Genomic DNA, 12,576 nt, shown 5'->3' with positions numbered 1-12,576 from the left:
GTCAGCTCTCCTTCGGCGGCAGCGGATTGATCGAAGGCGTCGTGCGGGTAGGGCCGGAACGCGGGCGGGGTGGCTGCGGCGTGCCGCTGCCATCGCCATTATCGCCGAAGACTTCGCGGGCGATAGCGCCGATGCCACCAAGAGAACCGATGATGGAGCTCGCCTCCATCGGCATCAGCACGATCTTGGAATTGCCCGCGGAGCCGATTGCAGTCAGGGCTTCGGTATATTTCTGGGCGATGAAGTAGTTGATTGCCTGCACATTACCTTCTGCAATCGCTTGGGACACCATGCGGGTCGCCTTGGCTTCGGCCTCGGCCAGTCGTTCGCGCGCTTCGGCATTGCGAAATGCTGCTTCGCGCTGACCTTCGGCTTGCAAAACGGCCGCCTGCTTCGCGCCCTCGGCGCGGAGAATTTGCGCGTTGCGCAGACCTTCCGCCTCCAGGACCTGAGCGCGCTTTTCGCGTTCCGCCTTCATCTGCCGGCCCATAGCGTCAACCAGGTCTTTCGGCGGTTGGATGTCCTTGATTTCGACGCGCGTTACCTTGATGCCCCAGGGCTCCACCGCCTCATCGACCACGCGCAGCAGCCGTTCGTTGATGGCATCGCGATTAGACAAGAGCTCATCGAGATCCATGGAGCCCATGACGGAGCGGATATTCGTCTTGGTGAGGTTGAGGATCGCGGTTTCCAGATTGGTGATCTGATAGGCTGCCTGTGCCGCATTCAACACCTGGAAGAATGCGACCGCATCCGCGGAAACGCTCGCATTGTCCTTCGTGATGACTTCCTGGGTCGGCACGGCCAACACCTGTTCCATCACGTTCATTCGCACCCCGATTGTTTCGATGAAGGGTACGATCAGATTGAGCCCCGGTTCCAGCGTTCGGATATAGCGTCCGAAGCGCTGAACTGTGTACCGATAGCCTTGTGGTACGGTCTTGATGCCTGCGAACAGCACCAGAATGACGAAGATCACCAAGGCGATCACAACGATGCTGAAACCACCGACTACCATCGAACTCCTCCATGGACGCACCCGCCTCAACAGGTTCGCGTCGCCCAAACCGCTGCGATTTGGCCTCCCCATGCTCGGTCGAGCTCATGAGGCGGCAGCTCAATCAGATGTGGTGGGTTAGCATGTTCTCAGCAAGTGAGGAATGGGGCTACAGCGGACGTTTTGCTGCGAGCCGATCAAGCAATCGTCCTTCGGGTCTTGCGCCCGGCGATTGATATTCATACCTTATATGGAATTTCCGGCTCCGCTGCCTCGCAGCCTTTTCGGGCCAAGCCATCGCGCATCATCAGGGTGAAGCTATGAACTTAGATAGGACCTTGCGGTCGGTTGTGGCCGTGCACGCCTCAATTCCGGAAGACGCCTTTACGGCGGCAACGCTCGGCATCCGCAGGGAAGGCAGTGGCGTTGTCATCCGCGGTAACGGCCTGGTATTGACGATCGGCTATCTGATTACCGAAGCGGAAGAGGTCTGGCTCACGACCAATAGTGGCCGTGTCGTGCCTGGCCATGCGCTCGCTTACGATCAGGAAACGGGATTCGGTCTTGTGCAAGCGCTCGGGCCTCTCGATGTGCCCGCCCTCGAATTCGGCGACGCCGACAAGGCCGAGATCGGTGATGAAGTCGTTGTTGCTGACGGGATCGGTCAGTTCGTCGAGGCGAAGATCGTCGCAAAGCAGGAATTTGCCGGCTATTGGGAATATCTGCTTGATGAGGCAATCTTCACGGCGCCCGCCCATCCCTCCTGGGGCGGCGCGGCTCTTGTTGACGAGGACGGCAAGCTTCTCGGTATCGGCTCGCTGCACTTGCAGATGGCGACGGAGAAGGGCGATAGCGCGGATATCAACATGATCGTGCCGATCAATCTGCTGATGCCGATCCTGGACGATTTGATCAAGCGCGGTCGGGTCAACAAGCCTCCGCGGCCCTGGCTCGGCGCCTTCTCAGCCGAAAGCAATGGCGAAGTCGTCGTCATGAGCGTCGCGGAGGGCGGCCCGGCCGCCAAGGCGGGCTTGCGTCGCGGCGACGTCATTTCCGAAATCCGCGATGGCGAGGTCGACGGGCTCGCCGATTTCTATCGCAAGATCTGGGAAAGCGGCCCGGCGGGCTCCGAGATCCCCATGCGTATATTGCGCGATGGCAGAGAGGCCTGGCTGCGCATCAAATCCGCCGACCGCGGCAGCTTCCTCAGAAAGCCGCAGCTCCAGTAGGATTGCGTCGCCGGGATCAATCCCGGCGCTTCGTTCAAGCCCAGCCGAGCAGCTCCCGCCGCACCACCTTCTCCAGCACGTTCATGCCGTCTTCGCTGTCGTTGAGACAGGGGATATGGGTGAATTTATCGCCGCCATTGTGGTGGAAGGATTCAGCCGCCTGCTCGGCGATCTCTTCCAGCGTCTCCAGGCAGTCGGAGACGAAGCCTGGATTGAGGACGGCAATCCGTTTGGTGCCGTTTTTTGCAAGCTCTTCCACGGTCTTGTCGGTATATGGCTGCAGCCATTCCTCAGGTCCGAAGCGGGACTGGAACGTAACCATGAACTGGTCTTCGGATAGGCCGAGCTTCTCGCGCAGCAGCCGGCCGGTCTTCTGACAGAAACAGTAATAGGGATCGCCGAGCTTGAAGTAGGACATTGGTATGCCGTGGAAGGACGCGATGATCTTTTCGGGCTGCCAGTCCAGCGTCGATAGATGGCGGGTGACCGAATTGGCGAGCGCCTCGATATAGGTCTCGTCGTCGTGATATTGCGGCACGGTGCGGATTGCCGGCTGCCAGCGCATCTTTTGGAGCTTCTCGAAGGCCTTGTCGTTGACGGTTGCCGTCGTTGCAGCCGCATATTGCGGATAGAGCGGAAAGAGCACGATGCGCTCGCAGCCATCGTCCTTCAGCGCCTGAATGCGATCGGCGATCGAAGGCTGACCATAGCGCATGGCCCAATCGACCTTGACGTTGGGCAGGTCGCGCAGGCGCTCGGCCATCAGGTCTGACTGGTTGCGCGTATAGGTGCGCAGATAGCTCTCGTTCTTCTCCTTGTTCCAGATCGTCTCATAGGCCTTGCCGACCTTCTGCGGCCGGGTGTTGAGCACGATGCCGAACAGGATCGGGTACCATTTCCAGCGCGACCACTCGATGACGCGGCGGTCGGTCAGGAATTCGCGCAGGTAGCGGCGCATCGAGGAATAATCGGTGCCGTCAGGCGTTCCCAAATTGATGAGCAGCACGCCGACCTTGCCGTATTTCACGCTGGGGTGACCGGGTGAAAGCGTGGTCAGGTCTGATCTCATCGACTGAATTCCTCTCAAGATACGAAGCACTTCACATAAGAATAAAAGCCGGTCCGGGAAAGCCCGGACCGGCTGGAGTAAGCGAGACAAATCGTCTTACTTGGCCGGAATCTTCAACTTTTCGCCGACCGACAGGTGATGCGGCTTGATGTTGCGGTTGGCCACCACGAGTTTGTGCCACTGGCTGGCGCTGCCATAATAGGTCTTGGCGAGATCCCAGAGCGTGTCGCCGGCGACGACGACGTGGGTTGTGGGTGTCTTTGGCGGTTCGTTGCCCTTTGCCTCCGGCGCCGCTGTTGCCGGAGCTGTGGCCGTGGGTGCGGAGGTCGCCGGGGTTTCCGCCGCTGGAGCTGAGGTGGCGGGTGTCGAGGCTGCCGGATCCGATTTTGCCGGAGCGGACGGTGTCGCAGTCGGGTTTGCCGGCATGGTGGTAGTTGGCGTTGTCACCGTGGGAAGTGAGGAGGCCGGCGGGGTGGTCGTGGATGAGGCGCCGCCACCCGTAGCAGCTGCTGCCGCCTTCTGCTCCGGTGCTGTCTGCGTGGTATCGGCGGGCTTTGCGGGTTCCGGCTGCGCAGCTGGCGCTGCCGCGGCTATCTGGGTTATGCGGCCGTCCGTGTAGGGCTTGTAGGGATTATGCGCGCCGAGATAGTCGGCGACCACCGATTCCAGATTGGGGCCGAAGTCATAGGCGTTCTTGCCGTCCTTGGCGAAGACTGTATAGCCGTCACCTCCGGCGCGCATATAGTTGTTGCTGACGACACCATAGGTCTTCTCCGGGTCGATCGGTTTGAACTCGGTGCCTTCCTGCACCTCGACCGAGACCAGACGGTTGCCCGGCGGCTTCGATTTGTCGAAGCTGTATTTGAGGCCGGCAACCTGCGGGAAGCGGCCCGCGCCGTCGTCGATCTGGCTGAGGCCGTTTTCGAGCGCCGCTTTCACGTCCGCGCCAGTCAGCTGGAAGGTCGCAACCGTGTTCTGGAAAGGCAGCACGGTCAGCACGTCGCCCATGCTGACATCGCCGGCGCCGATTGAGGCGCGCAAGCCGCCGCCGTTCTGGATGGCAATTGAGATTCCTTGCGCCTTGGTGCGGTCGAGCATCGCATCGGCGACGAGATTGCCCATCGAGCATTCCCGAACGCGGCAGACTTCACGCGCGCCTTCGATCGGCTCCTGCGAATTGCCGATGATCTTCTTGCGCAGTTCCTGGATCGGTTTCGCCATCTCCTGTACGCGTGCAAGGATCGTCGGATCGGGCTTGATGGAGGAATCGAGCAGGATCGGATCACCCTTGGCGTCCTTGACGGCGCCATTGTCGTCGAAGGTGACGACGATGTCGCCGAGATATTTGCTGTAGGACGCGGCTTGGACGACGGGCACCTTATAGCCGGCCGGATTGTCGACCATGGTCGGGTAGGGGCCGGCTGCCTTCGGATCGGTATTCGACAGGAGCGTATGCGAGTGGCCGCCGACCACGACGCTGACGCCGGCGATCTTGGCGATCTTCTCGACATCGCGCGGATAGCCGACATGAGTGAGCGCGATGATCTTGTTGACGCCTTGCGATTTCAGGGCATCGACTTCGGCGCTAATGGCGGCGGCATCGTCGGTGATCTTCACATGCGGGCCTGGAGAGGCAAGTTCCGGTGTTTCGGTCGTCACCGCACCGACGATACCGATCTTCTGGCCGCCGATATCGAGCACGATGGACTTCTTGATGCGTTCGCCGAGCTTCGACTGGTCGTCGACCACTAGATTGGCCGTCACGACGGGGAACTGCGCCTTGTCGAGGAAAGCGGCAAGCGGGCCTTCGCCATCGTCGAACTCATGATTGCCGACCGTCATGGCATCGATCTTCATGTCATTGAGGAATTCGACTTCGGCAGCGCCCTTGTAGGTCGTGTAGAATAGGGAGCCCTGGAAGTTGTCGCCGGCATCGAGGACGAGGACGTTCTGGCCGGCAAGCGCGGCGCGGCGCTGGTCGATGATGGTCTTCAGCCGGGCTGCGCCGCCGAAGCACTCGTTCTTGGCTTCTTCTTCTGCGGAGCACGTCGCGTCGAACTTGTTGATCGACTCCACGCGCGAATGGAAATCGTTGAAGTGCAGGATGTTGAGCTGATAGTCCGCGAAGGCGGCGCTGGTGCTCAGCGCCAGCAGCGTGGCGGCCAAAAGACCCACTCCGAAGGGCTGCTTCATCTGTCTCTCCTGTTGGTCATTGCAATCCGGCCCGCCAATGCCCGAGGCGGTCCCCCATGCCGATGTTTCCATCCCCGCGGAGCGAGCGCAAGTAAAAGCTGTTGGCCTCATTCGGATTTTACAAAGAAGCGAAATGGCCCGCCGGATCAGGCGCAGGCTTCGACTGAGGCTGCACCATAGGATTCGCGCAGCGCCGCAGCGGCATTCCAGCCGACGGAGCAGAAGACGAGCGCACAACAGAGGAAGGCGACAAGATGCAGGCGCCGATTCCGCCTCTGGTAAAGCAGGATGGCGCCGACCCCGTAGACGAGCAAAGCCGGTATGGCGAAGAGGAGGACGCTCGCTGGGCCGTCGCAATCAAGGGCGTCGATGCCCTGAGCCCGATAGCTGTTTACAGGGAGGACCGTCGCCATAATGGCGACGGGCAATGCCGCGACAAGTGCCATATAGAGGATCAGCATGCCGCGCATGATGCCTTATCCGTCTATCGGGTCTCTATCAGCCCTGCCGATTGAGCGAGAAGTGCCCACCGGTTTCGGAGGTGCAATTGAGCTGACTGGGATTGGCCAGGAAGCAATTCACCTTCGATGATGTGCGCTTGATGTTCGAATAGAGGTTGATCTGGATCACGCCGGATGGATCGGTCGTATAGGTTCCCGAGGCCATCTGCTGGTTCGTGCCATCAGTGGTATGCGTTTCGAATCGGCCGCCGTTGAAGGTCGAATTCAGGCCGTTCGAATCAGCCCAGCTTCCTTCCACCGAATTCATGCGCGGCTGGGGGCCACCCGGGTTCATCCCCATCGGCGGCGGTCTGGAGCCGCCGAAATCGACGCAGGCAGAGAGGGCCGCGGCGGCGGCAACGAGGGCAAGAACGGTTCTCATCTTCATAAATATCTCCCGCGAATGAAGGCGGTCTAAAGGCGTATCGGTTGCAAGGAAGATGCCGCGACCATCGGGCTAAAGCAAGACGCTCCAGGCGATCTGCTTGATTTATCTGGCTTGCGTAACAAAAATGCCCGCACGACTTGTGCGGGCATTCGGGTCTGGCATCAAGCTGACACGATACCCTCAGCGAACCAGAATGTTCCGGAACTGCCAGGGGTCTTTGGTGTCGATGTCTTCCGGGAAGAGGCCCGGACGGCCGTCGAGCGGGGTCCAGTCGGTGTAGTGACCTTCGACCGGGCCGAGATAGGGCAGCTGTACTTCGAGGCAGCGCTTGTAATCGATTTCGTCGGCTTCCACGATGCCGGCCTTCGGGTTTTCCAACGCCCAGACCATGCCGGCGAGCACGGCTGATGTCACCTGCAGACCGGTGGCGTTCTGGTAGGGAGCGATGCGGCGGGTCTCTTCGAGAGACAGGCGCGAGCCGTACCAGTAGGCATTCTTGGCATGGCCGTAAAGCAGCACGCCGAGTTCGTCGATGCCGTCTTCCAGCTCGTCCTCGTCGAGAACGTGATGGACCGGCTGCGGCGTGCCGCCATTGCCGAACATCTCATGCAGCGAGAGCACGGCGTCATTGGCCGGATGATAGGCGTAATGGCAGGTCGGGCGGAAAGTGACTTCGCCGTCCTTGTCGCGGACGGTGAAATAGTCGGCGATCGAGATCGACTCGTTATGGGTGACGAGGAAGCCGTATTGCGGGCCGGGGGTCGGGCACCACGTGCGCACACGAGTATTGGCGCCCGGCTGCTCCAGATAGATGGCAGCCTTGCAGCCCTTCTTATGCTTCTTGGCGTTCTTCGGCATCCATTCTTCATGGGTGCCCCAGCCGAGTTCGGCCGGCTGCAGACCTTCGGAAATGAAGCCTTCTACGGACCAGGTGTTCCAGAAGACGTTGAGCGGCTTCGGATGCTTGGTGCGCTGCGTGTCGCGCTCGGCGATGTGAACGCCCTTGACGCCGACCTTCTTCATCAGCTTTGCCCAGCCTTCGCGATCATGCTGATCCGGCTCTTCGAACTTCAGGCCGATATCCTTGGCGAGATTGACGAGCGCCTGCTTGACGAACCAGGAGACCATGCCCGGATTGGCGCCGCAGGTGGAAACGGCCGTCGCGCCGCCCGGGTTCTTTTCCTTCTCCTTGCGCATGGTTTCGCGCAGCGCATAGTTGGTGCGGTCGGCGTTCTTCAGGCCCTTGTCGAAGTAGAAGCCAAGCCAGGGCTCGACGACGGTGTCGATATAGAGCACATCGAGCTTGCGGCACAGCTTGACCAGGTCGAGCGAGCCGGTATCAACCGAGAGGTTGACGCAGAAGCCCTGGCCGTCGCCTTCCGTCAGGAGGGGCTTCAGGAGGTCCTTGTAATTGTCCTTGGTGACATATTCCTGGATATGACGGACGCCATGCTTTCCAGGATCGCCAGGTGCTCGGCATCCATCTGCGGGTCAATGACGACCATCCGGCTCTTGTCGAATTTGAAATGGCGCTCGATCAGGGGCAGGGTGCCACGGCCAATGGAGCCAAAGCCGATCATCACGATCGGACCGGTAATTTCGGCATATACCGGATAGTTGTGTTTCGTCATTCTTTTCTCCTTCGAAAGGCGGGACGCCGTTCGGTTCACGAAATTCAATTAGAGTTTACGCGAAAGCGCTGGCAGAGTTTGCGCGAAAACGCGAGGTGAGCGGCTCTAATCATAATTTGATGTCACAATAAAGAGCTGTTGAGGGTTAGCCGGGCAAAGTCAAGTGGAGGGCAACATACACGCCATATGCGACGAGTTTGTTGCCCTCAAGGTTGGTTTTCGCTGACATAAACGGAATGGGGCGGCAGGCAAGCGCCTTCCGCCGCCTAGGCCTTCAGGCCTTCCAGCCCGTCGACGACGGTGGTGAGGGCGATTTCCTGGACTTCATAAATGGCGACACCGTGGATCGTGAAGGGGTCGGCCGCGACATAGGCTTCAAGTTCCACCCGCTCGCCACGAGCTAAGATGACGCCGCCTGTGCGCGGTACCTTGCGGCCGGAAGCGAGGAACCAGCCCCTGGCATAGCCCTCCTGCACCCAGGCCATATGCGGCTGCATGTGCTTGTCGGCTTCGTCATTGCCCTTGAGGTAGGTGAGCGAGAGAATGAACATGCAATCAATTCCACAGGAGTTGTGCGCGGATCAGGCCGCGCAGGGAGTTTCCGACATAAAGGGGGCGATCTTTCAGGTCGTCGAGCCGGATGCGGCCGACGCGGGCCTTGCGCTGGCAGATGAGTTCTGTGCGCAGGACGCCGGCAAGCAGACCGGCTGATATGGGCGGGGTTCTGAGCAGGTCCGCGCTGTCCTCAAGGAAGACCGAGGTGATCGTTCCCTCGCACACCTCGTCCTTCTCATTCAGGAGCAGGACTTCATCTGCCTCGTCTGGCCGGCATTCCGCGCGGGCTGCTTCATAGATGCCACGTCGCGTGGTTTTAAAACGCAGCAGCTTATCGGCGGAATCGAGCCGGGTCGCAGCGATGCGCAAGCGCCAGACGGTGTCAGGCAAAAGCGGGACAAACGGCGCCGTCGTCACTTCCGTTTGCCCTTCGCGGTCCAGAGTGAGGCGAACTCTCAAAGGTGCGGCGGCGCCGGCGACCGCCTGCTCCAGCTTGCCAAGCACGTTCTGCGGCGCGGAAAAGCCAAGGCGGCGGGCGGAACGCTGCAGCCGGGCAAGATGCAGGCGCAGGCGGACGAAGCCGGTTTCCGGCTCGAAGCGCAGCGTCTCGATGAGGGAAAAATTCTCTACCGGTCGATCCATCTATCCCCCACGGCGAAGCGCGCCTTGAGGAGGCATTCCTCATATTCCGCTTCCGCCGTCGAATCGAAGACGATGCCCCCACCGACATTGAACACCGCGCGGCCGTCTTCGAAAAGCGTGATCGTGCGGATCGCCACCGAAAAACGCATGGCGCCCGTGGGCGAGATCATGCCGATCGCGCCGCAATAGGCGTCGCGCGGGCCGTCTTCCAGTTCATGCAGGATTTCCATCGCCCGCATTTTGGGTGCACCGGTGATCGAGCCGCAGGGAAAAAGCGCTGCGAGAATGTCGCGGATCGATATGCCCGGACGCAGCTTCGCCTGGACATGGCTGACCATCTGATGGAGCGTCGGATAGGTCTCGATCTCGAAGAGCTTTGGCACGTCGAGTGTGCCGACCTCGGTGATGCGCGAGATATCGTTGCGCAGGAGGTCGACGATCATACGGTTTTCGGCCTGCGTCTTTTCGTCGGCAAGCATGGCTGCGACGATGCGCTCGTCCTCGGCGGCATTCGCACCGCGCTTGGCCGTGCCTTTCATCGGATGCGTCTCGATCCAGCCGTTCTCGTCCGTGCGGAAGAAAAGCTCCGGCGAGCGCGACAGGATGATCGGACCGCCGAGATCGACGAGCGCGCCGTATTTCACCGGCTGCCGTTCGATCAGCGACCAGAAGGCGGCGCGGGGATCACCGTTCCATCGCGCATGGATCGGCATGGTAAGGTTTGCTTGATAGCAGTCGCCAAGGCGCAAATGCTGATGCAGCCTGTCGAAGCGCTCCTGATAGGTCTCGAAATTCCAGGCCGCTTTCGGCTCTGTCAGGAACTCCTGGTTTTCCATGCGCTGGGCCGGCTGGCAGAGCGGGTGGTCGGCCGCAGCCGGGCCGTCGAAAACGCCGAAGCAGAGCAAAGGCGTTTCCCTGTTCTCCTCGGCGAAAGGGGCGAGTTTTTCCTCGAAGAGATGGCCGGCCTCATAGGCGATAAAGCCGGCAAGCCATTGTCCTTGCCGCTTGGCCTCCTCCATCCGATCGAGGGCATCGAAAAATTGCGCGCGCGTATGGGCGATAATGATCTCGGACGGTTCGGCGAAGATCATCATCTGTCCTGTGCTGTCGTCCCTGAAGAGGACGTAGGGTATGGCATCGACCATGCGCGGATTTCGATCAGGTTCTCGTTATATCGATTGTCAGGCTTTAGTTGTGCCTACCGCAACCAGGCGTATGGCCCCTCACCCTAGCCCTCTCCCGCCAGGCGGGGAGAGGGGACCGATCCGACATTGCCGCGCCATTCGTGCGCAAATGATGCGAAGGCTGAGCCGCGGCTCCCTCTCCCCGCATAGGCGGGGAGAGGGCTAGGGTGAGGGGCCATGCGCGAGGTTGCGGCAATGGCAGACATGCCTGACCTGCTCCTGCGAGCAGACGGGATTTCAGTTCTTATCTAACGCTTCCAGCTCGTCGATCAGCCCTTCGATCATCGACAGGCCCTTGCTCCAGAACGACGGATCGGTCGCGTCGAGGCCGAAAGGCTTCAAAAGTTCGGAATGGTGCTTGGTGCCCCCGGCCTTCAGGAGCTCGAAATATTTCTCCTGGAAACCCCTTTCGGCGTTTTGGTAGACGGCATAGAGCGAGTTTACCAGGCAATCACCGAAGGCATAGGCATAGACGTAGAAGGGCGAGTGGATGAAATGGGGGATATAGACCCAATAGGTCTCATAGCCCTCGGAGATCTTGATCGCCGGGCCTAGGCTCTCTTCCTGTACGGAGAGCCACAGCTCGCCGATATTGTCCGATGTCAGTTCGCCATTCTTGCGGGCGGTATGCACCTTGCGCTCGAATTCGTAGAAGGCGATCTGGCGCACGACCGTATTGATCATGTCCTCGACCTTCTGGGCGAGCATGGCCTTGCGTTCGCGCTTGTCGGTAGTCTTGTCGAGGAGCGCGCGGAAGGTCAGCATCTCGCCGAAGACGGATGCGGTTTCCGCCAATGTCAGCGGCGTCTGGCACATCAGCGCCCCCTGGCCGCCGGCCAGCACCTGATGCACGCCGTGGCCGAGCTCATGCGCCAGCGTCATGACATCGCGCGGCTTGCCCATGTAATTGACGAGGACATAGGGATGGGCTGACGGGACGGTCGGATGCGCGAACGCACCGGGCGCCTTGCCGGGACGTACCGGCGCGTCGATCCATTCCTCATCGAAAAAGCGCTTGGCGATCGCAGCCATTTCAGGCGCGAAATTGCCGTAGGCCGAAAGAACCGTGTCCTTCGCATCGGTCCAGGGGATCAGTGCATTTGGCGTTTCCGGCAGCGGCGCGTTACGATCCCAGAAATTCATCTGCTCCATGCCGAGCCATTTGGCTTTCATCTTGTAATAACGATGCGACAGGCGCGGATAGGCGTCGCGCACGGCGGCTGCCAAGGCATCGACGACCTCGCGCTCGACGCGGTTGGCGAGATGCCTGCTATCGGCAATATCCTCGAAGCCGCGCCAACGGTCGGAAATTTCCTTATCCTTGGCGAGCGTATTGGTGATCAGCGTGAAGGTGCGCAGGTTCGCCTTGAAGGTTTCGGCAAGCGCCATGGCCGCCTTGCGACGCACTTCGGGGTCCTGCTCCTGCAGCATGTTCAAGGCCACTTCCAACGGCTGCTTCTCGCCGTCGATCTCGAAGCGCAGTTCTGCCATCGTCTCGTCGAACAGTCGGTTGAAGGCGGCAGCGCTCGTCATCGACTTTTCCAGGAACAACTGTTCGAGCTTGTCGTCGAGCTGATGCGGCTTGTCCTTGCGCAGATCGACGATCCACGGGCGGTAGTGACCGGCGGTGGCGTCGTTCGCCATGCAGGCATCCATGACTGCGTCGTCGATGCGGTTCAATTCCAGCGGAAAGAACAGCAGGTGCGCGGCGTAGTCCGTCAGCTTTGCCTGGACGTCGCCATAGAGCTTGCCGTTGGCCGGATCGATGGTGTTCGTGAAATAGGTGAGCCCGGCATAGGAGCCGAGGCGGCCCATGATATCGTCAAGCGCCTCATACTCCTTGATGGCGGCGCCGATGCCGGCATCCCCCGATTTGGCGGCGGCTTCGGTCAGCTTGCCTTTCCACTTTTCCTCGAAGGCAATGGCCAGCTTGCGGGCCTTTTCGATGTCTCCAAGAAATTCCGGCGAGGTCGCGGACGGATAGAGATCGCTGAGCTTCCAGGCGGGCAGCTCGCCAAGCGCCTGGCCGGCGGCCGAGCTTGCGGAGAAGTTAAGAGAGTGGCGGAGCGAGGTCGGGCTCATGGGCGAAATTTCCTCTGCTTTTATCTTTCGGATCGTCCGATCCATTCGTGTCTAGTGGGCTGGAAAGGCCACCGCAAGGCCTGATTTTCCAGCGCCGGCCGTTGAT

Annotated in this window: 10 protein-coding genes and 1 pseudogene; 1 reads left to right on the top strand and 10 read right to left on the bottom strand. The window is 60.4% G+C overall.

Annotation, left to right across the window (positions count from 1 at the left end):
• Nucleotide 1: 1 nt before the first annotated feature.
• Complete coding sequence (locus ACK83U_RS12205) at nt 2-1,018, bottom strand: SPFH domain-containing protein (protein WP_112609595.1); 1,017 nt, start codon at nt 1,016-1,018, stop codon at nt 2-4.
• A gap of 299 nt (nt 1,019-1,317) precedes the next feature.
• Between ACK83U_RS12205 and ACK83U_RS12200 the strand changes: the two genes are divergently transcribed.
• Complete coding sequence (locus ACK83U_RS12200) at nt 1,318-2,226, top strand: S1C family serine protease (protein WP_112609593.1); 909 nt, start codon at nt 1,318-1,320, stop codon at nt 2,224-2,226.
• Between the two features lie 34 nt (nt 2,227-2,260).
• Here the strand turns inward: ACK83U_RS12200 and hemH are convergent, their stop codons facing one another.
• From hemH to ACK83U_RS12155, 9 genes and pseudogenes are all read right to left on the bottom strand, one after another.
• Complete coding sequence (hemH, locus tag ACK83U_RS12195; RefSeq protein ID WP_112609591.1) at nt 2,261-3,295, bottom strand: ferrochelatase; 1,035 nt, start codon at nt 3,293-3,295, stop codon at nt 2,261-2,263.
• Nucleotides 3,296-3,391: 96 nt separating this feature from the next.
• A complete protein-coding gene (locus ACK83U_RS12190; RefSeq protein ID WP_112609589.1) occupies nt 3,392-5,488 on the bottom strand; it encodes a 5'-nucleotidase C-terminal domain-containing protein in 2,097 nt (698 codons plus the stop codon).
• 146 nt (nt 5,489-5,634) lie between these two features.
• The gene (locus ACK83U_RS12185) at nt 5,635-5,958 is read right to left on the bottom strand and encodes a hypothetical protein (RefSeq protein ID WP_112609587.1); all 324 of its coding nucleotides are present in this window, start codon (nt 5,956-5,958) and stop codon (nt 5,635-5,637) included.
• A 28-nt stretch (nt 5,959-5,986) separates the two neighbouring features.
• Nucleotides 5,987-6,376, bottom strand: a complete 390-nt coding sequence (locus tag ACK83U_RS12180) for a hypothetical protein (protein ID WP_112609585.1) — start codon at nt 6,374-6,376, stop codon at nt 5,987-5,989.
• A gap of 180 nt (nt 6,377-6,556) precedes the next feature.
• Nucleotides 6,557-8,007, bottom strand: a pseudogene (locus ACK83U_RS12175) (homospermidine synthase).
• Nucleotides 8,008-8,273: 266 nt separating this feature from the next.
• Nucleotides 8,274-8,558, bottom strand: coding sequence for a YciI family protein (locus ACK83U_RS12170; protein WP_112609581.1), 285 nt, complete (start codon nt 8,556-8,558; stop codon nt 8,274-8,276).
• Nucleotides 8,559-8,562: 4 nt separating this feature from the next.
• Nucleotides 8,563-9,204, bottom strand: a complete 642-nt coding sequence (locus ACK83U_RS12165) for an aminotransferase class IV family protein (protein WP_112609579.1) — start codon at nt 9,202-9,204, stop codon at nt 8,563-8,565.
• Nucleotides 9,189-10,349 (bottom strand): aminodeoxychorismate synthase component I, encoded by a 1,161-nt coding sequence (locus ACK83U_RS12160; protein ID WP_112609577.1) that lies wholly within the window; start codon nt 10,347-10,349, stop codon nt 9,189-9,191. Before ACK83U_RS12160 ends, ACK83U_RS12165 begins: the two co-directional genes overlap by 16 nt.
• A gap of 276 nt (nt 10,350-10,625) precedes the next feature.
• Nucleotides 10,626-12,470, bottom strand: coding sequence for a M3 family oligoendopeptidase (locus ACK83U_RS12155; protein WP_112609575.1), 1,845 nt, complete (start codon nt 12,468-12,470; stop codon nt 10,626-10,628).
• Nucleotides 12,471-12,576: the final 106 nt, after the last annotated feature.

Origin of the sequence: Rhizobium sp. WW22, assembly GCF_047041135.1 — a bacterium.
GTDB lineage: Bacteria > Pseudomonadota > Alphaproteobacteria > Rhizobiales > Rhizobiaceae > Rhizobium.
Note: the sequence above shows the minus strand (reverse complement) of the source record. Positions and strands in the feature narration are given on the sequence as shown.